The sequence below is a fragment of the Sphingobium ummariense RL-3 genome (assembly GCF_000447205.1).
Classification (GTDB): Bacteria; Pseudomonadota; Alphaproteobacteria; order Sphingomonadales; family Sphingomonadaceae; genus Sphingobium; species Sphingobium ummariense.
Genome location: NZ_AUWY01000048.1, coordinates 86178 through 107127, shown reverse-complemented (window position 1 = coordinate 107127; position 20950 = coordinate 86178). Strand labels below are relative to the sequence as shown.

General features: G+C 64.3%; 22 protein-coding genes and 1 tRNA gene. 10 read left to right on the top strand and 13 right to left on the bottom strand.

The genetic code is table 11. The features are described 5' to 3' along the window. Positions 1-54: 54 nt before the first annotated feature. A complete protein-coding gene (locus tag M529_RS49970) occupies positions 55-213 on the bottom strand; it encodes a hypothetical protein (RefSeq protein ID WP_021317166.1) in 159 nt (52 codons plus the stop codon). Positions 214-340: 127 nt separating this feature from the next. Here M529_RS49970 and M529_RS31100 point away from each other — a divergent pair, with 127 nt between their 5' ends. The 3 genes from M529_RS31100 to M529_RS31090 all read left to right on the top strand — a co-directional run bounded on the left by M529_RS31100 (position 341) and on the right by M529_RS31090 (position 5947). Then, on the top strand, positions 341-1261 hold the full coding sequence (locus tag M529_RS31100) for a LysR substrate-binding domain-containing protein (RefSeq protein WP_031294631.1): 921 nt from the start codon (positions 341-343) through the stop codon (positions 1259-1261). A 65-nt stretch (positions 1262-1326) separates the two neighbouring features. Then, on the top strand, positions 1327-3615 hold the full coding sequence (parC, locus tag M529_RS31095) for a DNA topoisomerase IV subunit A (RefSeq protein ID WP_021317164.1): 2289 nt from the start codon (positions 1327-1329) through the stop codon (positions 3613-3615). Between the two features lie 664 nt (positions 3616-4279). Then, positions 4280-5947 (top strand): putative bifunctional diguanylate cyclase/phosphodiesterase, encoded by a 1668-nt coding sequence (locus tag M529_RS31090; protein ID WP_408021266.1) that lies wholly within the window; start codon positions 4280-4282, stop codon positions 5945-5947. Here the strand turns inward: M529_RS31090 and M529_RS31085 are convergent. The 4 genes from M529_RS31085 to M529_RS31070 are packed head-to-tail and all read right to left on the bottom strand — an operon-like array spanning position 5911 to position 8857. Further along, positions 5911-7122 (bottom strand): CCA tRNA nucleotidyltransferase, encoded by a 1212-nt coding sequence (locus M529_RS31085; RefSeq protein WP_021317162.1) that lies wholly within the window; start codon positions 7120-7122, stop codon positions 5911-5913. The genes M529_RS31090 and M529_RS31085 overlap by 37 nt on opposite strands. Next, positions 7103-7714, bottom strand: a complete 612-nt coding sequence (locus M529_RS31080; RefSeq protein WP_021317161.1) for a CoA pyrophosphatase — start codon at positions 7712-7714, stop codon at positions 7103-7105. The genes M529_RS31085 and M529_RS31080 overlap by 20 nt, the downstream gene beginning before the upstream one ends. Then, positions 7711-8277 carry a DUF1285 domain-containing protein gene (locus tag M529_RS31075; RefSeq protein WP_031294629.1) on the bottom strand — a complete coding sequence of 189 codons (567 nt, stop codon included), beginning with the start codon at positions 8275-8277 and terminating at the stop codon, positions 7711-7713. Before M529_RS31075 ends, M529_RS31080 begins: the two co-directional genes overlap by 4 nt. A 43-nt stretch (positions 8278-8320) precedes the next feature. Further along, complete coding sequence (locus tag M529_RS31070) at positions 8321-8857, bottom strand: GNAT family N-acetyltransferase (protein ID WP_031294627.1); 537 nt, start codon at positions 8855-8857, stop codon at positions 8321-8323. Positions 8858-8966: 109 nt separating this feature from the next. On the opposite strand from M529_RS31070, the gene M529_RS31065 reads away from it, so the two are divergent. Continuing rightward, positions 8967-9350, top strand: coding sequence for a dihydroneopterin aldolase (locus M529_RS31065; protein ID WP_021317158.1), 384 nt, complete (start codon positions 8967-8969; stop codon positions 9348-9350). Positions 9351-9573: 223 nt separating this feature from the next. On the opposite strand, the gene M529_RS31060 is transcribed toward M529_RS31065, so the two are convergent. Then, on the bottom strand, positions 9574-10521 hold the full coding sequence (locus M529_RS31060) for an isopenicillin N synthase family dioxygenase (RefSeq protein WP_031294625.1): 948 nt from the start codon (positions 10519-10521) through the stop codon (positions 9574-9576). Between the two features lie 104 nt (positions 10522-10625). Between M529_RS31060 and M529_RS31055 the strand changes: the two genes are divergently transcribed. Next, entirely contained in the window at positions 10626-11033 is a 408-nt protein-coding gene (locus M529_RS31055) for an EVE domain-containing protein (protein ID WP_021317156.1), read from the top strand. A gap of 167 nt (positions 11034-11200) precedes the next feature. After that, positions 11201-11482 (top strand): hypothetical protein, encoded by a 282-nt coding sequence (locus M529_RS31050; protein ID WP_021317155.1) that lies wholly within the window; start codon positions 11201-11203, stop codon positions 11480-11482. A gap of 81 nt (positions 11483-11563) precedes the next feature. Here M529_RS31050 and M529_RS31045 read toward each other — a convergent pair whose 3' ends face one another. Beyond that, positions 11564-11866 (bottom strand): glycine zipper 2TM domain-containing protein, encoded by a 303-nt coding sequence (locus M529_RS31045; protein WP_031294623.1) that lies wholly within the window; start codon positions 11864-11866, stop codon positions 11564-11566. A 123-nt stretch (positions 11867-11989) separates the two neighbouring features. Between M529_RS31045 and M529_RS31040 the strand changes: the two genes are divergently transcribed. Further along, a complete protein-coding gene (locus M529_RS31040; protein WP_021317153.1) occupies positions 11990-12430 on the top strand; it encodes a cupin domain-containing protein in 441 nt (146 codons plus the stop codon). 498 nt (positions 12431-12928) lie between these two features. On the opposite strand, the gene M529_RS31035 is transcribed toward M529_RS31040, so the two are convergent. Then, positions 12929-13003: transfer RNA gene (locus M529_RS31035), tRNA-Thr, on the bottom strand. Positions 13004-13233: 230 nt separating this feature from the next. Here M529_RS31035 and M529_RS31030 point away from each other — a divergent pair. Further along, the gene (locus tag M529_RS31030) at positions 13234-14598 is read left to right on the top strand and encodes a transposase (RefSeq protein ID WP_013039168.1); all 1365 of its coding nucleotides are present in this window, start codon (positions 13234-13236) and stop codon (positions 14596-14598) included. On the opposite strand, the gene M529_RS31025 is transcribed toward M529_RS31030, so the two are convergent. Then, on the bottom strand, positions 14567-15706 hold the full coding sequence (locus tag M529_RS31025) for a glycosyltransferase 61 family protein (protein ID WP_084490920.1): 1140 nt from the start codon (positions 15704-15706) through the stop codon (positions 14567-14569). The two genes, M529_RS31030 and M529_RS31025, sit on opposite strands and share 32 nt — an antisense overlap. A gap of 178 nt (positions 15707-15884) precedes the next feature. Here M529_RS31025 and M529_RS31020 point away from each other — a divergent pair, with 178 nt between their 5' ends. Further along, entirely contained in the window at positions 15885-16715 is an 831-nt protein-coding gene (locus tag M529_RS31020; protein WP_152522548.1) for a hypothetical protein, read from the top strand. Between the two features lie 78 nt (positions 16716-16793). Here M529_RS31020 and M529_RS31015 read toward each other — a convergent pair whose 3' ends face one another. From M529_RS31015 to M529_RS31000, 4 genes are all read right to left on the bottom strand, one after another. Beyond that, positions 16794-17657 (bottom strand): hypothetical protein, encoded by an 864-nt coding sequence (locus tag M529_RS31015; protein WP_021317150.1) that lies wholly within the window; start codon positions 17655-17657, stop codon positions 16794-16796. Beyond that, positions 17654-17992 carry an MmcQ/YjbR family DNA-binding protein gene (locus M529_RS31010; RefSeq protein ID WP_021317149.1) on the bottom strand — a complete coding sequence of 113 codons (339 nt, stop codon included), beginning with the start codon at positions 17990-17992 and terminating at the stop codon, positions 17654-17656. The genes M529_RS31015 and M529_RS31010 overlap by 4 nt, the downstream gene beginning before the upstream one ends. After that, positions 17989-19302, bottom strand: coding sequence for a replication-associated recombination protein A (locus M529_RS31005; protein ID WP_021317148.1), 1314 nt, complete (start codon positions 19300-19302; stop codon positions 17989-17991). The genes M529_RS31010 and M529_RS31005 overlap by 4 nt, the downstream gene beginning before the upstream one ends. Before the next feature lie 105 nt (positions 19303-19407). Beyond that, positions 19408-20586 carry a glycosyltransferase family 4 protein gene (locus M529_RS31000; RefSeq protein WP_021317147.1) on the bottom strand — a complete coding sequence of 393 codons (1179 nt, stop codon included), beginning with the start codon at positions 20584-20586 and terminating at the stop codon, positions 19408-19410. A 123-nt stretch (positions 20587-20709) separates the two neighbouring features. On the opposite strand from M529_RS31000, the gene M529_RS30995 reads away from it, so the two are divergent. Further along, positions 20710-20928, top strand: coding sequence for a hypervirulence associated TUDOR domain-containing protein (locus M529_RS30995; RefSeq protein WP_021317146.1), 219 nt, complete (start codon positions 20710-20712; stop codon positions 20926-20928). Positions 20929-20950 lie beyond the last annotated feature (22 nt).

The following is a 20950-nucleotide window of genomic DNA, read 5'->3' as shown; positions in this document are numbered from 1 at the left end:
CGTCGCATTTGGCAAGCCCCGTCGCACTCTTTCCGTCGATTTTCCCGTGCGGCTTCAACGCCTGCACGGCTGCTGCTCGGCCCAGGGAGCGGACCAACTGATCCGGTGCAACACGCAGAAGGCCTGCATGATATGGGCAAGCAGCCGGTCTATTCCGGCGGTGGTTTCGACATGCCCCTCGTTCCAGAGCTGGGCATCGTAATGATCGCGCATCGTGATTTCCTTTCCTGACATGGACAGCGAGGCGGACAGTTGCGACGGGTTTCGGAATATGCCGGCCGTCGCCAAGAGGCCAACAAAAGGATGGACTGCAAATATAAGTTCAGCTTATGATATGGCGATGATGTCCCTGCCTCCCCTGGCCGCCGTCCGCGTGTTCGAGGCTGCCGCTCGACTGGAGAATTTCACTGCCGCTGCGCAGGAGCTGGGGATGACCCAGGCGGCGGTGAGTTATCAGGTCAAGTTGTTGGAAGATCGGCTTGGCCTCAGCCTGTTCCAGCGCGCGGGACGCAAGGTCGCGCTGACCGAAAAGGGACGGGAACTGGCACCGGTCATCATTCGCGCCTTCGACCAGATGCGCCAGGGCTTCGCGGCACTGACTCAGGACCATTCGGCCGTGCTGACGATCAGCTGCACCAACAGCTTCGCGCATCTGTGGCTGGCGACACATATCGGCGCGTTTCAGATGCGCCATCCCGATCTTGCCGTCCGCATCCACGCGGCGGACTCGCTGGTCGACTTCGCCCGCGATGCAATAGATGTCGCGGTCCGTGGCGGGCGCGGCAATTGGCCTGGGCTCGATGCCCAATTGCTGACGCACAACCGGCTGGCGCCGCTGTGCAGTCCCGACTGGCTGAAGCGGCACGGGCCTATCGCCGACGCGGCGACACTGCATGCCCTGCCGCGATTGTCGCCGGACGACATGTGGTGGCATGAATGGTTCGCTGCCATGAAGGTAGAGGTCGACGGCGAAGTGCCGATGCGGGGCATTGCCCTTGATTCCCAAGTGATGGAGGGGCGCGCCGCGCTGGCGGGGCAGGGTGTGGCGATCGTCAACCTCTTCCTGTGGAAAGCGGAAGTGGAGGCGGGGCTGCTGGTCGAGGCGGTGCCCTCCTATGTGCGCGAACAGGGTAGCTATTGGGTGGTGTATCCGCCGCGATCCCGCAACATCCCCAAGGTGAAGGCGTTCCGCGACTGGATCAGCGCCGAGTTCGCGGCGGAGATCGCGGCGGACCCGGAAGGCCGGTTCCTGCCGCGCTAGTCTCCCCGCCGCTTGGCCTTTGATCCCGCTTTGACGCCGGCCGCGGCCCTGCTATCCCGCACCCGATGACTGATTTCCGCGACCCGTTCGATGCCATCAAGGATCACCCGTTCGACGATGCGCTTTCGCAGCGCTATCTGGTCTATGCGCTTTCCACCATAACGGCGCGGTCGCTGCCCGACCTGCGCGATGGGCTCAAGCCCGTGCATCGGCGGTTGCTGTGGGCGATGCGGCTGTTGCGGATGGAACCGTCGGGGGCCAATCCCGACATCCTGGCGGCCAATCCTGCCCGCAACACCACGTCCTACAAGAAATGCGCGCGCGTGGTGGGCGACGTCATCGGCAAATATCATCCGCATGGCGATGCGTCCGTCTATGACGCGATGGTGCGGCTGGCGCAGGATTTCTCGCTGCGCACCCCGCTGGTCGACGGGCAGGGCAATTTCGGCAACATCGACGGCGATAATGCGGCGGCGATGCGCTACACCGAGGCGCGGCTGACGCAGGCCGCCGCCGACCTGATGGAGGGGCTGGACGAGGGCACCGTCGATTTCCGCCCCACCTATAATGGCGAGGACGAAGAGCCGGAGGTCTTTCCCGGCCTGTTCCCCAACCTGCTCGCCAATGGCGCCAGCGGCATCGCCGTCGGCATGGCGACCAGCATCCCCCCGCACAATGTCGCCGAACTGATCGACGCCGCCAGCCTGCTGATCGAGGAGCCGGAGGCGGACCATGCCCGGTTGATGACGATCGTGCACGGCCCGGATTTCCCGACCGGCGGCGTGCTGGTCGACAGCCCGGCGATCATTTCCGAAGCCTATGCCACGGGGCGCGGCGCGTTCCGCACCCGGGCGCGCTGGCACAAGGAAGAGGGCGGGCGCGGCACCTGGGTCGCGGTGGTCACGCAAATCCCTTTCCAGGTGCAGAAGTCGAAGCTGATCGAGCAGATCGCGGCGCTGATCAACGAGAAGAAGCTGCCGATCCTGGCCGATGTGCGCGACGAGAGCGACGCGGAGATCCGCATCGTGCTGGAACCGCGCGCACGGACCGTCGACGAACAGGTGCTGATGGACAGCCTGTTCCGGTTGACCGACCTGGAAACCCGCTTTGGCCTCAACCTGAATGTGCTGGATGCGACGCACACTCCCCGCGTCATGGGCCTGCGCGAGGTGCTGGTCGAATGGCTGAAGCACCAGATCGATGTGCTGGTGCGGCGGGCCCAGCATCGGCTCGACAAGATCGCGGCGCGACTGGAACTGCTCGACGGCTATATCATCGCCTATCTCAACCTCGACCGGGTGATCGAGATCATCCGCACCGAGGACGAGCCGAAGGAGGTGATGATGGCCGAGTTCAGCCTGAACGACCGCCAGGCCGAAGCGATCCTCAACATGCGGCTGCGATCCCTGCGCAAGCTGGAGGAGATGGAACTGCGGCGCGAGCATGGCGAATTGCTGAAGGAACGGGATGATCTCACCAAGCTGGTCGAGAGTCCTGCGCGTCAACGCACACGGCTGAAGCGCGATCTGGCCGAACTGCGCAAGCGATACGGGCCGGAAACCGACCATGGCAGGCGCCGCACGCTTGTCGAAGAGGCAGCGCCGGCGCGGGAGATTCCGCTGGAGGCGATGATCGAGCGCGAGCCGATCACCGTGATCCTGTCCGAGCGGGGCTGGATCAGGGCGATGAGCGGCCATCGCGATCTGGCCTCGGCCGACACGCTGAAGTTCAAGGAAGGCGACGGGCCGATGTTCGCCTTCCACGCGCAGACGACCGACAAGCTGCTGCTCGCGACGGGCAGCGGGCGGGTGTTCACTCTGGGGGCCGACAAATTGCCGGGCGGCCGAGGGTTCGGCGATCCGGTGCGGTCGCTGATCGACATGGACAATGAGGGCGCGATCGTCGCGCTGTTGCCGGCGCGGACTGGCGGCGATCTGCTGCTGGCATCGTCGGACGGGCGCGGTTTCATCGCGGCGGTGGCCGACATCATGGCCGAAACCCGCAAGGGCAAGCAGGTGGTGAATGTCCGCGCCGGCGCGAAGCTGGCCGTCGTCCACCCGATTGCGGCGGAGGCGGACAGCGTCGCGGTAATCGGCGAGAATCGCAAGCTGCTGGTCTTTTCGCTGAGCGAGATGCCGCGCATGGCGCGGGGGCAGGGCGTGCAGATGCAGCGCTATCGCGACGGTGGGCTGTCCGACGCCATCGCCTTCCGGCTGGCCGACGGGCTGAGCTGGACCATGGGCGGCGAAACGGGGCGGACCCGCACAGAGCCCGACATGCTCCCCTGGCGCGTGGCGCGGGGCGCGGCGGGACGGATGCCGCCGAACGGATTTCCGCGCGACAACAAGTTCTGAAGCGCCGTGGGCGGAACGGAGCGGCGAGTGAATTTCGGCGCGCCAGCGAAACGCCGGAGCGAAGTTCACGGTGTCGTCGGACGTTTCGGGCGAAAAGTAACGGAAAAGCCCCTGCGAAGCGACAGGTACGCGACAGGTGTGCGTCACGGGCGCGCCATCGACGCGACAGTTGGGTAACGGGAAGATCACAGCGACGCGACAGTCAGGCGACAGGGCTGCATCGGCAAAGTGCCTGCGGATCGGCGGATGCGGATGATGGCGTGAAGGGCGGAGCGATGCAGGGACCATCCCCATGATAGATCATGGGAAATCCTACATTGGAAGGACTTGTGTCCGGGCCGTTTCGGCGGCGCGAGCGGGGGCAGGGCAGGTATCTTCTTTTCACCGAAGAGGAAGAGCCCTCATCCAACCGCGCCTGCCAGCAAGCTGGCAAGGCTCCATATCCTTTCCCGCTCGCGGGAGAAGGAGGGAGGGGGCTTCGTCCATGGCGGGATCATCGTCGAACGTCGCCTTCCGTCACATGCCCCTTTACAACAGCGTTTCCGGAAAATTTACTCCTGACCGATAAGGCCCGGAAGCTATGGAACCTGCGTCGGTGCGAAACTGGCCATCTGAGCCGATCGGCGATATCTCGCCCGAGGAGGAGAGCGTGCACCTGGCGTCCATGTGCTGCAAATCGGATTGGCTCGCCGCGCTCGCTCAGGCGGCGGCGATCTTCTCCTTCGATGACGGCAAGCTCCGGATGCTGGAGGCCAATGACGCCTTTGTCGACGCATATCGCAAGAGGATGGGGGCGGACCAGGGCGGGCCACGATTCGTCGGGGAAATGGGGCAACGGATCGGCCGGTTCATTGCATCGGGCCGGCAGACGGACAGCTTCGAATTTCGTCGCGACACGGCGCTGGGCCCCGAATATTTCCTTTGTACGCTGGGACGCCTGCCTGCGACGGACGAGCAGCCCGAACGCTATCTGCTGACCGCCACCGACCGCACCAGCGAACGCTCGATCGAAAAGAACCTGCGTCGCGAGCTGCTGTCCGACGGGCTGACCGCGCTGCCAAACCGTACCGGCTTCGGCGAGGAGATCGACGATCGGCTCGCCAACCTTCCCTGGCCGGACACGGCGCAATTCGGCATCATCGCGATCGACCTCAGCCGGTTCAGCCGGGTGAACGAATCGCTGGGGCCGATGGCGGGCGACGAATTGCTGATCACCGTTGCCAAGCGGTTGAAGACCAGCCTGCGCCAGGGCGACGTTCTTGCCCGCATCGGCGGCAATGATTTTGCGATATTCGCGCGCCTGAACAATGGCTTGTCGGACGCCCTTCACATCGTGCAGCGGATCAGGGATGCGCTGAGCTCGCCCATTCGGCTGAGCGACCTGCAGATTCGCGTGGACTGCGCGATCGGTTGCGCGCTTTCCACCAGCCTGCAGGACGATCCCGACGACATCGTGCGCAAGGCGCAGGCGGCGGTGAAGATCGCCAAGCGCAGCGGCAAGGTGGAGATCTACCGCAACGGCGTGCTCAAGGAGGCACAGCGGCGCTTCTCGGTCGAGAGCCGGCTGCGCGACGCACTGGCGCAGGGCGAGATGACGCTGGCTTATCAGCCGCTGATCCACCTCCAGACCGGCGAGATCACCGGGTTCGAGGCGCTGGCGCGCTGGTCCGACCCGGAACTGGGCAACGTCTCGCCGGCCGAGTTCATCGCGGTGGCGGAGGAAAGCGGGCTTATCACGCCGCTCGGACGCTGGGCGGCCTATGAGGCGGCGCAGGCGCTGAGCCGCTGGGACGCGAAATTCGGCCAGCCGCTGCCGGTGGGCGTGAACGTCAACCTCTCCCCGATCCAGATGGCGCGAGACGACGTCGCCTCGATCTTCGAGGAGGCGCTGCGCTATTCGGGCGTGGCGGGCAAGCGTCTGACCGCCGAGTTGACCGAGAGCGCGATCATCGCCGATCCGGACAAGGCGCGGAAACTGCTGTTCGCGCTCAAGGATCTGCAGATGTCGATCGCGATGGACGATTTCGGCACGGGCTTTTCCAACCTTGCCAGCCTGCACAGCCTGCCGATCGACATATTGAAGATCGACCGCAGCTTCGTGTCGACGATGCTGCAGGACCGCGACAAGGCGGTGATCGTGCGGACCATCCTGTCGCTGGCCGAATCGCTCAACCTGCATGTGACGGCCGAGGGCATCGAGACGCAGGAACTGGCCCACGCGCTGCAGGAACTGGGCTGCTGGCAGGGGCAGGGCTATTATTTCGCGCGACCGATGAACGAGGCGGATGCCTTCGACTATTGGCGCGCGCGCTGGAATTTCGAGACGGTCTGATCGGCGATCGCGGCGACGCGGTCGGCGCCGGGGAAGCCCTCGGCGACCCACTGGTCGCGCACTTCGCCCAGCGCTCGCGCGACATCCGGGCCGGCAGGCAGGCCGCGCGCGATCAGCGCGCCGCCGCCGATCGGCAGCGTGGGGGGCGTCCAGTCCTGTAGCGCGGCGAGACTGTCGACCGGAGCGGCGGGATCGAGCAGCAGGCGGTCGACCGCGCCCTCCACACCGATTCGGAATGCGAGCGCCTGGGGGGATTCCCCGCCAGAAGATGGCTCCAGCGCGACGATCAGGCGCTTGCGGGCCTTGTTGGAAAGCTTGAGCCGGGCTCCCACCGCATCCGCCACGGCGGCATCCGGCGGCAGCAGCGCGGCAAGGCGGCGGACGGGCGAAGGGGCGATGCCCGAAGCGGCCTCGCGCGTCATCAGGGCTTCGAGACGGTCTATACCCCCCGCGTCGACCTCCGGCAGCACGGGCAGGAGGATGCCGCCGTCCACCATGAGCTGCAGCGCCCGTAGCGGCGCGGCGGTGGCGAGCAGCTTCAGCAGCTCGTCCGCGATTCGCTCGCGCGACAGGGCCATCAGGCTGTTGGCGGCAGTGCGGCAGGCTTCATAGGAGGCGGCGTCGGGCTCCTCCCGGCCGAAGCGGGCGAGGAAGCGGAAATAGCGCAGGATACGCAGATGGTCCTCGGCGATGCGCGCGGCGGGATCGCCGATGAAGCGGACGCGGCGCTGCGCCAGATCCTCGACGCCACCGAAATAGTCAGTGATCTCGCGGGTAAGCGGATCGGCGTAAAGGGCGTTGATGGTGAAGTCGCGCCGAGCCGCGTCCTCGCGCCAGTCCTGCGTATAGGCGATGGTCGCGCGCCGGCCGTCGGTGCTGACATCGCGGCGCAGGGTGGTGATCTCGACAGGGCTGCCGGAGGAGACGGCAGTGATGGTGCCATGGTCGATGCCGGTCGGGACCGCCTTGATCCCGGCACGCTCGAGCCGCTCGACGACGGCCTGGGGCGACAAGGCGGTGGCGATGTCGAGATCGCTGACCGGCAGGCCCAACAGGGTGTCGCGGACGGCGCCGCCGACATAGCGGGCAAGGCCCCGATCCGCGTCCAGCGCGGCGAGCAGGGCGTCGAGCCCGGGGCGGTGCTGCCAGGGGGCCTCAGGCAGCAAGCCGGTCATGGCCGAGCCGGTAGGACAGGTTGGCGAGGATGGCCGCCGTGACGCCCCAGATGCGGCGGTCCTGCCACATGATCTCGTAATAATGCCGCTCAAAACCTTGAAACTCGATAGACTTCTTGACGCGGGCTGCCGGGTCGAGCGCGTGGCGGAGGGGAACTTCGAACCAGTCCTCCACCTCGCCGGGCTGCGGCACCAACGGGATGTCGGGTGGGATCACGCCCAGTACGGGCACGATGTCGAAGCCGGTGAAGGTGTGATAGCGATCCGACGTTCCTATGATCTGGACAAGTCCGGGATCGAGGCCGATCTCCTCCTGCGCCTCGCGCAGTGCGCCTGCGACCTCGTCCGCATCCTCCGCTTCGACGCGGCCGCCAGGAAAGGCGATCTGGCCGGCATGCTTGCGCAGCGTGGCGGATCTCTGGGTGAGGATCAGGCCAGGATCGGGGCGGTCCGTGATGGCGACCAGCACCGCTGCCGGCGCGAGCACGATGTCGTCCGTGATGCGGGGATCGCGGATGTCGGCGGCGATCAGGTCGAGGCCGCGGCCATGGCCTTCCTCCAGCGCGAGGCGCAGACGATCGGCGAGCGTCATGCCGGATCGCCGAGCGGGAAGAAGGCGCCGTCGCTCCACAGGCCGACGGGGTCGGTGGCGTCGTCCAGCGCAAGGTTCACCAGCTCATAATAGACGCTGCGCGCGACCAGCGCCTCCAGCCCGCCGCGCACATGGAGATAGGGATGGGGGCCATCCTCGCCCTGCCGGATCGTGAGCGCATTGTCCGGGCCGGCGGCGACGATATCGCCGGTGTTGAGGCGGAAGGCGAGCTTGCGATCCCGGCCTTCGCCCTCGCTCTTGACCTCCACAGCCAGGAAAGGGGCGTCCTCCACGTCGATCGTCAGCTTCTCGACCGGAGTCACCAGAACATGCGATCCGTCGGACTCGCGCCGCAATATGGTGGAGAAGAGGCGCACCATCGCTTCCCGTCCGATCGGCGATCCCTGGTGAAACCAGGTGCCGTCGCGGGCGATGCGCATGTCGCTATGTCCGCAATGGGCCGGGTTCCACTGCTCCACCGGCGGCAGGCGGCGTTCCGCGTGCAGGCGCGCGATGTCGGCCAGCGAGAGGGGTGCGAGGTCGGGTAGCGGCTCCATCGGCATCAGGAGCAGATAGGATCGGCACGCCGCGAACGCAAAAGGGAAATCAGGCGGCGACGACGACTCGCGGACCGAGCATCCCGGCGCCGCCGATAGCGCGGCCATCGACCGACAAGGCAAGCAGGCGGCGAGGCTCGAACGGGCCGGGCGCGTCCCAGCCGGACGTGGCATCGGCGGAGAAGCCCCAGAAGCGGCCATAATATTCGGGATCGCCGATCATCATCAGCGGATCGCTGCGCTGCGCGCGTGCGGCCGCGACGACCGCGTCCATCAGCGCGCGGCCATGCCCCGTCCCCTGTGCGTCGGGATGCACCGCGACCGGGCCGACCATCACCAGCGGCGACTGGCTGCCGTCTTCCTGGGTCAACGCGACGGGCCAGCTTTGGAGCGTGCCGATCAGCCGGCCGTCATCGTCCAGCAGGGCGAAGGAAAGCTGCGGCAGCCATGCCATGCCGGCGCGGATGCGATAGGCCGTGCGGCCGTGCCGGTCGGGCCCGAAAGCCGCGTCGAGCAGCCGTTCGACCTCGCCTTCCGCTACCTTGTCGAGGGGCACCATCACTGACACGTCTTGCCGATCCGCCATCAATGGCGCATGGACCGCGCCGGAAGCGGCGGGCTTTAGCGCCTGGGCCGCAAATGAAAAGGAAAAACTGGGCTGGCGCGAGTCCTCTCGGCCGCCCGAATGGCAGGCTATGACGAGCGGGCTTGACGATTTTCTGACGCTGGAGGTCAGCAATCTGGACGTGGATGTCCTCACCGGCATCTATTCGGAAGAAACCCATCTGCCGCAGCCGCTGCGCATCTCGATCCGCGCGCGGCTGAAGGTGGCGGACCATTATGATCCCGTGACCCCGTTGTCCCGGTCGAAAAACTATATGGACCTGAAGCATGCCGCGACGGGCGCGCTGCCCGACGGCCAGCATTTCACCCTGATCGAGGCGGTGGCGGACCATATCATCGACACGATCTTCCTGCAGGACGACAAGGTGCGCCATGTCGAGGTGAAGATCGTCAAGCTGGCGCTGAGCGAGCGCGGCGAGGAGATCGGGATTACCTTGGGGCGCTGGCGGAAATAGGCCGCCCGGATACGTGATGGTTGATTCCGTCCTATGCAAGCCTCGGGGCCAAATGGCCGGAAGGGGTAGGGTGGGAGATGAGTATCCGCTACCGTCATCCCAGCGAAAGCTGGGATCTCTCTTTCCTTTTCTTCACATCGCGCCAGAAGAAGTGGGATCCCAGCTTTTGCTGGGATGACGGAATGTGGCCGAAGGCGGATGCTGTTCCAGAAGATATAGTCGCCTACTTTCCCTTGATCAGCCCGATTTCCCGCAGGCGCTCCGCCAGATAATCGTGCGCCGTGATCGGCGGGTCGCGGCGGGGATGGTCCGCATCCACGCATTGCGGCAGGGCGTCGATCAGGAAATCCGGGCGCAGGTGCAGGAAGAAGGGCATGGAATAGCGTGCATGGCCGCGCCGTTCCGGCGGCGGATTGACGACGCGGTGGCTGGTGGAAGGCAGGCGGTAATTGGTCAGCCGCTGCAGCATGTCGCCGACATTGATGGCGAGCGCGCCGGGGGGCGGCACCACCGGCAGCCAGTTGCCGTCGCGGTCGCGCAGCTCCAGCCCGCCTTCCTCGGCCCCCAGCAGCAGGGTGATGAGGTTGATGTCCTCATGCGCGCCGGCACGGATGCCGGGCGCCTGCGGCGAGACCGGCGGGTAGTGGAGAAGGCGCAGGATCGAGTTACCGTTTTCGATCGCGGAATCGAACCAGCGCTCGGGCAGCCCCAGATAGAGGGCGATCGCCGACAGCAACTCGCCGCCGACGCGGTCGAACTCGGCATAGAGACGGCTGAATGCGGGCTTGAATTCCGGCATTTCCGCCGGCCAGACATTGGGCGGCATGGCTTCGGCGAGCGGATCGCCGGCCGGCAGGTCGCGGCCGACATGCCAGAATTCCTTGAGGTCGTTTTCGCTCGCGCCCTTGGCGATCTCCACGCCGAAGGCGGTGTAGCCGCGCTGTCCGCCATTGGCGGCGGCGTCATAGCGGCGCTTGGTTTCCTCCGGCAAGGCGAAGAACCGGCGCGCCAGGGCCCAGCCTTCGTCCATGAGTTCCATGTCCATGCCATGGTCCCGGACCATGGCGAAGCCGAAGCGCTGAAAGGATTCGCCGAAGGCCGCGGCGAAATCCTGCTTCGTCATGTTCGCCATCGACAGGACGGGCACCCGTTCCAGTACCGATTCCGACACCTGATATCTCCAGATCGCACTATGTGCCGCGGCCGATCCGGCGAAGCGCGGCATTCCCATAGGCCCTCCTTGATCGCCTCCGGCCGCTGATGCAAGGAGAAGCGATGAACTACTGGCTGATGAAATCGGAGCCCGACGTCTTTTCCTATGACGACCTGGTCGAGAAGGGGAAGGCGGAGTGGGACGGCGTCCGCAACCACGCGGCGCAGCTCAACATGAAGGCGATGCGTAAGGGCGACCTGGCGCTGTTCTACCACAGCAATATCGGTCTGGAAGCGGTCGGCATCATGGAGATCGTCGAGGAGGCAGCGCCCGACAGCACCGACGAGACGGGCAAGTGGATCGCGGTTCATGTGGCGCCCAGGGAAAAGCTGGCGAAGCCGGTGACACTCAAGACCATCAAGGCGGACCCCGCGCTGGCGGGGATGGTGATGATCCGGCAATCGCGCCTGTCGGTATCGCCGCTGACCGAGGCGGAGTTCCGACATATTCTGTCGCTGTCCCGGGCCTGAGGCGCAACGCAGGATATTGCAGGCGCGAAACAGCATTGCATTTGCTGCAATCGGATCGACGTGCTTTGCGATTGAAGCGATACCGCATCGCAACATACATGGCGTTCAACAGAACAAGAATATCCAGAGGTGTTTGATCGGCATTCACAAGGAGCACACCTATGCGAATGCTGTCCAAGTTCGTTCTCGCCGGCGCCCTGAGCGCCATCGTCCTGCCCGCCGCTGCCCAGGAAGCCGGCAAGCAGCGTTTCACCCACGAAGGCTACACCTATGTGTACGAGGTGAAGGACACCAAGGCCGGGAAGGTCATCTCGGGTCGTCGTTTCCCTGACGCCGTCGCGTTCAACCTGGCCGTCAAGAACGGCCGCGTTTCGGGCGTTTCGGGCGGCCAGGACGTCGCCTTCCGCGTGGAAGAGGCCCGCGGCGCAGCCAGCGGCGCGTCTGAATAAGCTTCTCGCCGATTCATTGAAAAGGGCGGCCTTCCCCTCGGAAGGCCGCCCTTTTCGTTGGCGTCGACTAGCGCCGAAGCCTCAGCGGCAACGGCGCTTGCTGTCGATTTCCTTGCCGAGCAGCGCACCGCCGGCCGCACCCAGGATGGTGCCGGTCGCCCGGTCGCCGCGCGTGTCGATCGCACGGCCCACCAGCGCACCGCCGACGCCGCCGATGATGAGGCCGGTGGTACCGTCCGACTTGCGGCAATAGGTGCGACCGTCACGGCCGCGCCATTCCTTGTAGCGATAATGCTTGCGGGCCTGCGCGCCGTCCGTCGGGACGGCCATGGAAACAGGAACGGCCAGCGAGACGGCGGCCAGGGCCATAAGGGCTTTACGCATGATCATCTCCTCCAAAAATGCGTGAATTGCCGGTTCAACCCCTTCTTATTGGCTGCGGTTGCATGAACATACGGCAACAGGATAATGGCTTGTTTCGGAAGCAATATATTTTGAGGTGAGGCGATGACGGGTAGCGACGGATCGACGGCGCAGGCCTTGATCGAGGCGCTGGCGCTGGCGCCTCATCCCGAAGGCGGCTGGTATCGGGAGACCTGGCGAGCGGCCGCCGAGCCGGGGCAGCGGGCCGCTGGAACGGCCATTCTTTTCCTGCTCGACGAAGGGCAGCGGTCGCATTGGCACAAGGTCGATGCCGACGAGCATTGGTTCTGGCACGCGGGCGCGCCGTTGTTGCTGTCCGTGGCAGCCGAGGGGGAAGCGGCGCGCGATATTGCGGTGGGACCGGACGTGGTGGCGGGGCAGATTCCCCAGGCGCTGGTCCCGGCTGGGCAATGGCAGGCGGCCGAGCCGCAGGGCGGGTGGGTGCTGGTCAGTTGCACCGTGATTCCCGGATTCGATTTCGCCGGGTTCACGCTGGCGGAAGAAGGATGGGCGCCCGACCGGTAGGCGGGCAAAACTTATCCACAGTAATCCACAGCTTTGGTGTGTGCCGGAACGTTCATCCGTTCGAATCTGCTTGGTGCGACTCGGGATTGATGGCAGCATCCCCTTATCGGAACAGCCGGCAAGAAGCAATTCGAACCGACAGCAGTTGAGCAATCAGCCGCTTATGCGATGTCCGAGCGGCCGGCGGGCGGCGCCTCCTTCGGGAAGCGGCAAGCGCTGGACGGGTTTCCGAAAGTGCCTGCCGGGTACGCGCGAAAGTGAACGTCGGGCAGGGATGACGGAGACATGCGAAGGAAGGCGGCCTGTGGCCGCGAACCGGAGCAAAGCGGTGCGCTATCCTCTGGAGCCCGCATCGTGCACGCCGGAACAACGATCGGGCGCCGCAAGGAGCCGGATCGGGAAGTCCGACGGACGTGGGGACCGGCAGCGATGCCGGTCCCCATTTTGTTTTTGGGGCATCGGATACACCGCTTCCGAAAGAAGGCATGAAGAGCCCACTGGTGCCGGCTGAGGGATTCGAACCCCCGACCTTCGGTTTACAAAACCGCTGCACTACCACTGTGCTAAGCCGGCGCGGTGGCGTTTGCCTAGAGAAGGCGGTAAATCCGGTCAACGCGAAAAAACGGACATACTATAGGCCGCAGGCTTTACTTAGCCATTGCCTGTCTGGAATGCCTCCCAGAGAGAAAGCCGTTGCTGCTTAATCTCTTCATTCCCCGCCGGGGAGCGGTTAACAGGCCGTTGACGAAGTCGGCGGTGGCTGATTCAGTGCGGCAGTGGGATTGTCTGGCGGGTTAGCGGCGATGGCGATGGGGCGTGATAGCGAGGTCCAGTCCGATTTGATCGTGACGTGGGCGGAGATACCGCGTTCACCGGGGCATGTTTTCTACGACAAGCTCCAGAAGCTGCTGGCCGAGGCGGGCTTCGATGGCTTTGTCGAGAAGACGTGCAAGCCCTATTATGCGCCGCGGATGGGAGCCCCGTCGCTGCCGCCGGGCCGCTATTTCCGCATGCTGCTGATCGGCTATTTCGAGGGCATCGACAGCGAACGCGGGATTGTCTGGCGCTGTTCGGATTCGCTGTCGCTGCGGGAGTTCCTGCGACTGTCGAGCCGCGACAAGGTCCCTGATCATAGCTGGTTGTCGAAGACGCGGAGCCGCCTGCCGCACGAGGTACATGACCAGATCTTCGGCTGGGTACTGGCCCTCGTCGCCGGGCACGATCTGGTGAAAGGCGAGCGGATCGGCGTCGATGGCTCGACCATGGAGGCGAACGCCGCGCTGCGTACCATCGTGCGGCGTGACAATGGCGAGACCTACCGCGAGATGCTGGTGCGCATGGCGCAAGAGAGCGGCATCGACACGCCGACGATCGACGACCTTGTCCGGCTCGATCGCAAACGCAAGGGCAAGAAGCTGTCGAATGCGGACTGGGCGAGCAAGACCGATCCCGACGCGAAGGTCGCGCGGATGAAGAACGGCTCGACGCGTCTGGCCTACAAGCCCGAACACGCGGTCGATCTCGACACGGGTGTTATCGTGGCAGCGCCGATCCACCCGGCCGACAAGGGCGACACGACAACGCTCGACGCCACGCTGGAGACGGCAGCACGCAACCTCGCCGACATTGGCCTGGCGCCGACGTCCGGGGATCCCTGCGATCTTGTGACCGATAAAGGCTATCATTCGCGCGAGCTCCTCAAGGGTCTCGACGGCGACATCTGGAAGACGCGCATCGCCGAGCCGGCACCGCCGAATGGATATCTGCGCTGGCACGGCGACGAGGCTGCCCAGAAGGCCGTCTACGCCAATCGGTCTCGCCTGAAATCCGCCGTCGGACGCAAGGCGATGCGCAAGCGTGGTGAGATGGTCGAGCGTAGCTTTGCCCACGTCCTGGATCGCGGCGGCATGCGCCGCGCGTGGCTGCGCGGGCGCGAGAATGTTCACAAGCGTTATTTGATCCACGTCGCCGGGTTCAATCTTGGCATTCTCATGCGCGCCCTGTTCGGTTGCGGCACTCCGAGGGGCGCCAGGGGCGCATCCAAGGCATTCTTGTTCGTAGTTCAGACCGATGTTGCGCTCGTCATCGCCCTCGTCGCCGAGTTCGACGGAGAAAGGGCCATGCTCCTCATCGTTTTTACCCCTGAAGGCGCTGACAGACCCGGCTGAAAACCGACTTCGTCACCGCGCTGTTAAGATCCCTGCGTTCGGCCTTCCTGTAAGCTTCTTGGTCGAAATCTCCGATCTCAAAGCCGTGTTTTACAAGGGATTCCGAAACAGCATCGGGTCTCTTATAGAAGGAAAGGCATGCCGGGCTCATATTTCCGGAGCGATCGGGTAGGAGTTGCACATTGTCTGGCGCAACCAGGTTGATAAACGCGGAAGCGCGCGGTTTGAGCGAGGTTGAAAACACGTCACCAACGGGCCGCCGTCTGAGCATATAGGTCCGGCCGGGAATGGAAGACAGAATGTCAGTAATGTGGATCGCGCTGCCTTCCTCAAAAATGATCTTTTCCGCCGCCATGACATAGGCGAACTGCATCTTGAGGCTCATCTCCTCCGGCACGCAACTGACAAAGCCTTTTTTTCTGAGTCTATCTTCGAAATAGGAAATCCCAAGGACACCGCCATCACGTAGCGCGTGGCTCCGGCTATAGAATAAATGACTTGGTGCTTTTTCTATCAGCGACTTTACGGCAGTGTGAATATTTTCCTGATACGTTTTCAGATATCGGCGGTAGAATGGGTTTGTGCCGAGCCGGGTGGACGAACCCATGACTGGGACGTCCAGTTGTTCCACAGTCGTGGGCTCTGTAACGTAGAAGCGGGGAATGTCTTCCGGAATGCCCATCAGTGTCATCAAATCAAGCGCAAGTTGAGGCATTTTGACTGCTCCATCCTTCGGAGCACGCAGATTGGGAACCTGTAGGAAAATTATGCCGTTATAGAGACCCGGTTCGTCAACTACCGGCCAGAGGCGATGAAGGGAATCCGTCAATATGTGACCAAAATGATTCCATACGGGGCCTGCGAACAGATAGCGTCCGCTGAGGCGTGCATGAGCGCGGACCGGGTCTCTCACGGGCTCGTCTCGAAACCCTTTCCTGTTGGGTATCCGCGCTTCCACCGGCAACTCGTCTGCCGTGAAGCCTCCGGTGAACTTGCCATTCTTGAATATATAGGGATAAACGGTCAAACCCCGGTATGTGCTACAAATCTGCGTCGTCGGATAACCGAGCGGCTCGATAGGTAATTGTCCGGCAGTTTCGACACGCATTTATAAATTGCCTCTGATATAGAACCTTTGACTGGTGCACGCGTTGAACGGGTCATCATGATCTGCCGTGCGGCTTTTGCGGGGTCAAGCCTTCTTTGAGGATAACCGAGTGCGTCACAAGTCCTTAACCTTGGCCATATCCGTGGCCCTATTGGCTCCGTCAGCCCTAAATGCGTCCATGAAGCGCCGTCTCTACATCGACTTCGATCGCGGGCAGAGAGTGGACGGGGTGGCATCCGCAGTGATGCGGGGCGGGAATGCTTTCAACTATAAAGCCACGATTGATCCTGGCACTCAGGCAAAGGATCGACCTGCGGTCGTATCCGAAGGATGCAAATCACCGCCGGGTTGCCTTAGGGTTTCTCTAGATCCAAGCAAGCCAGGAGCGGCCAAGAACAAGATCATGTTCCCCTTCTGGTCGCATAAAAGACCCCTGCCCGGAGGTGAAAGCGGTCGCTTGCGCATCGGCGACGGTCGAACGACCAAGATCAGCTTCGATATGAAGCTGGACAGAAATTATGATACACCTTTGCACGCTTTGCTTCATTTCCAAATTTTTCAGCCTCAGAGCGTTGCCAAAACTGGCGCGGGCAACCGCCCAGGTGGGCCGGTGATTGCTCTCAACATTGTGCCTCGTAGCAAAAGAAGGAACCTTTCGCCTGACATCCAAGAATTCGTGATCGCGATCCGCAACCCCGATGCGCAGAAATTCGTCTGGTTCGATACTCGGGACAATACAGTTCTTTACAGGGGGGCGATCCAAAAGGGGGCATGGAACACATACACCTTCCAAATCACATCATCACCATTGCGGGATGGCGGCATGGGTGGTCGTGTTATATTTTTGATGAACAAGCAGAAAAAGGTGGACAAAGTCGTTCATTGGGGATTTTCTCCAAAGAACTATAATGTTCTTGATACTATGAGTATAGAACTGGGTGCATATAGAACACCGGACAAGAGCGGTCATCAGACGGTCTTCTTTGATAACTTGCTTATCGAACGCTGAGGGAAAGTCAGGCTTTCACCGTTTCCATGATGTGCAAGATATGGGAAGATGTTCCTTGTGGTTAGGCGCGCAGCGTCGTCAGATCACGCCGAAGGTCCAGCCCTCCGTTGCGGCGATATGCGGGTCGAGCAGGTCCGGCGTCCAATGTTCGGGGCGTTGGGCGGTCGCGCGCATCCAGGCGGCTGTCACCAGCGCATCGGCGCCGTGGTCGTCGGGCGGTAGCCCTTCATGGGGGGCGCTGCCGAGCGACCGCAGGGCATCGTTGAGGGCGGCGAGGTCGCGCATCTTGGTGCGTCCCCTCGGACGGCCGGCGGCGCGGGCGGCGATGCTGGTGTAGATCTCCACCACCAGCGACGCGCCCGGCGCGGGCAGCGGGTCGAAGGGCCAGATGGGCACATGACCGCGCACGCGGTGGAGCAGGCGCATGCCGGCGAAGCTCGCCTTGGCAACCTGCGCCGCGCCGATCGCGTCATAGACGGTGGAGGGCTTGTTGCCGCCATGCGCATTATAATGCGATTCGCACAGGCGGTTGTGCATGAAGGCGGCCTTCGTCCCGTCGGCCTTGCCGAAATAGAAATGGCGGCGATGGGTGCTTTCCAGCAGGCTTGCCGCGCCCAGGTCGACGTCCGTGCAGATGCTGTCGACATAGGCCCAGAAATCGGGGCCGGTTTCCGGCACCGCGTCGCCGGGCAGGTAGGCGCCACGCGCCACGAAAGGCGGAGCGAAGCTGAAGTCGAAGCCGAACAGGGTCGGCGCCTTCGCCGCTTCCGCGACCAGCCAGTCGGCGACCGCTTCGCGCGACCAGAAGCCGCCTGCCGGGTTGGCGATCAGGCGGGGCACCGCGTCGCCTTCCGTGCAGAGGGCCACCGCTATGCCCTTGTGGCGCGCGCCCTTTGCGCCCGACCAGTCGATCGCGGCGAAGCGGACGAAGCGCGGCGTCATGTCCTGCGGGGTTTGGGCTTGCGGCGAGCGGCGTTCCAGGCGTGGGAGCGCTCGATCAGCGCATGCACCCGGTCCGGGTCGGGGCTGTCGTAGCGGACGAGGACGGCGGGCCAGCCTTCATAATGGGGCGTCTGCCAGAAGGTCTCCGGCGCGGTCTCCTTCAGCATCGCGATCGTGTCCCGATCGAGCGCGAGACAGAAGGAATCGGGTTCGCGCCCCGGCATGACGAAGGCGCGGTCGTTCACCTTCACCGACGGTCCGCCATAATAGGGCGCCAGTTCGGTCCCGGGCAGGGAGAGCGCGAAGGCGGTGACGCTTTCCCAATCGAGGCTCATGCGTCCCGCTCCGCGCGCAATCGGTTCCAATGGGCGATGCGCTCGGCCACGCGCGCCTCGAAACCGCGGTCGGTGGGCGTGTAGAAGGTCTGCGGCGCCATTTCCTCGGGCCAGTAATTCGCGCCGGAGAAGCCTTCCGCCGCGTCATGGTCATATTGATAGCCCTTGCCGTAGCCGATGTCCTTCATCAGGCGGGTGGGGGCGTTGAGGATATTCTGCGGCGGCATCAGCGATCCGGTCTCGCGCGCCGACTTCCACGCCGACTTCATCGCGGCATAGGCGGCGTTCGACTTGGGCGCGGTGGCGCAATAGAGGCAGGCCTGGACGATCGCCAGCTCGCCCTCCGGCGAGCCGAGGAAATCATAGGCGTCCTTGGCGGCGAGGCACTGGACCACGGCCTGCGGATCGGCAAGGCCGATATCCTCGGTGGCGAAGCGGACGAGGCGGCGCAGTACGTAGAGCGGCTCCTCCCCGGCGGTCAGCATGCGGGCGAGATAATAGAGCGCGGCCTGCGGGTCGGAGCCGCGCAAGGATTTGTGCAGCGCGGAGATGAGATTGTAATGCCCCTCCCGGTCCTTGTCGTACACGGCGACGCGACGGTGAAGCAGGGTGGAGAGGCCCGCCGGGTCGAGCGGCTGAGGGATGTCGATCGAATAGAGCGTTTCGACCTGATTGAGAAGGAAGCGGCCATCGCCGTCGGCACTGGCGACCAGCGCCTCGCGCGCCGCGGGGGCGAGCGGCAGGGGGCGTTCCGTGAGGGCTTCGGCACGATCGAGAAGCTGCTCCAGCGCGGCGGCGTCCAGGCGGCGCAGGATCAACACCTGCGCGCGGGAGAGCAGCGCAGCGTTCAGTTCGAAGCTGGGATTTTCCGTCGTGGCGCCGACCAGCGTGACCGTGCCGTCTTCGACGAAGGGCAGGAAGCTGTCCTGTTGGGCACGATTGAAGCGGTGGATCTCGTCCACGAAGAGCAGCGTCTTTTCGCCGCGCCGGGCATGCTCCTTGGCTGTGGCGAACACCTTCTTGAGGTCGGCGACGCCCGAGAAGACGGCCGAGATGGGTTCGAAGCGCATGCCGACGGCGTCGGCGAGCAGGCGGGCGATGGTGGTCTTGCCCGTGCCCGGCGGTCCCCAGAGGATGATCGAGGACAATCGGCCGGCGGCCACCATGCGGCCGATCGCGCCTTCCGGGCCGGTCAGGTGGTCCTGGCCCACCACATCGTCCAGCGCGCGGGGGCGCAGGCGATCCGCGAGGGGGGCGGTGTCGGGCGCGGTGTTGGATCCAATATCCTCACCGCCAAAGAGATCGGCCATTCCATTCTACCGTTCGCCCTGCTTGTCGGAGGGCCGTTCTTTCTTGAAGAGAAGAGCAGGGCTTCGACAAGCCCAGCCCGAACGGAATATAGGGAAGGAAATGCGTTAGGGAACCGGGCTCGACCGGAGGCGCGCGCCTTGGGCTCGCTGGCGGATGACGCGCAGATAGGTGTCGACCAGCGCCTGGTTCACCTGATCCCAGCCATAGCGCTCGGCCCGCGCCATTGCGGCCGCTCCCGCTTGCATACGCTCTTCGGGATTACGGCAATAGGAGGACAGCGCTTCGGCAAAGGCGCCGATCGCGCCAGGGCGGATCAGGCGGCCGGTAACGCGGTCGGTCACCAGATTCTCGCTGCCGGTCGCGCGCGCCGCCACGGTAGGCAGGCCGCAGGCCATCGCCTCCAGCGTCACATTGCCGAAGGTCTCGGTGATCGACGGGTTGAACAGCATGTCCATGCTGGCAACGGCACGGCCGAGGTCCGGCCCGCTCTGGAAACCGGTGAAGACGGCGTCGGGCAGGCGGTTTTCGAACCATTCGCGCGCCGGTCCTTCCCCGACGATCAGCACCTTGTGCGGAACCTGGCGCGTCGCGAGCTGGTCGATCGTGTCGGAGAAGACGTCCAGCCCCTTTTCCATCACCAGCCGGCCGACGAAGCCGATCACCGGTCGGTCGTCGGCAATGCCGACCGAGCGGCGCCAGGCCATGTCGCGGCGGCCGGGATGGAATATCTCCCGGTCGATGCCGCGCGTCCAGATGCCGACGTCGTAGCTCATGCGCTGCTCGCGCAGGAGCTGCGCCATGGATTCGGACGGAGCGACGATCGCGTCGCAGCGGCGGTAGAAGCGGCGCAGCAGCGATTCGATCAGCGGCTCCAGAAAGGCGAGGCCGTAATAGCGCGGATAGGTCTCGAACCGGGTGTGGACGGAGGCCACCGCCGGGATGTTGCGCTCGCGCGCCCAGCTGATCGCACGATGCCCGAGCGGATCGGGACTGGAGACATGGATCAGATTGGGGCCGAACGCCTTGAGGTCGCGGCGTACGTCGCGGGAAAGACGGTATGGCACCCGATATTCGCGGCGGCCGGGGACGGAGAAGGACGGCGCGCTCACCAAGTCGCCCGTGGGCTCGAAGGCGGGGTGGCTGGTGGTCGCGGAATAGATGCGGACCGCCGCGCCCTGGCGCAGCAGATAGCCGACAAACCGGTTGAGCGCCTGGTTCGCGCCGTCGCGCACATAGTTGTAGTTGCCGCTGAACAGGGCGACGCGCAGGCCTGTGACATTCATCGGGGTCCCTTACAGCAGCATTTGCGAAAACCCAAGGGAACCGCTTTCGCCTTCGTGAATTTGAACCTTGCTGCGGGATGAACGGCCGGCGCGGTTGCACCCAAAACAGGAGAGAATGCCCCAATGACCAAGAGCTTTCGCAAAGGAACGAGGGTCACGTGGAACTGGGGACAGGGCGTCGGCCGGGGGCGCATCGCCGAGCGCTTCGAGCAGCATGTCGAACGCAGCATCAACGGGTCTAAAGTCAGCCGCAACGGGTCGGCCCGCAACCCGGCGTTCCTCGTCAAGACGGACACGGGCAGCGAGGTGCTGAAGCTCGCCTCCGAACTGGACGCGGCATAGCCGCGCGCCGCGAAGCGGCCAT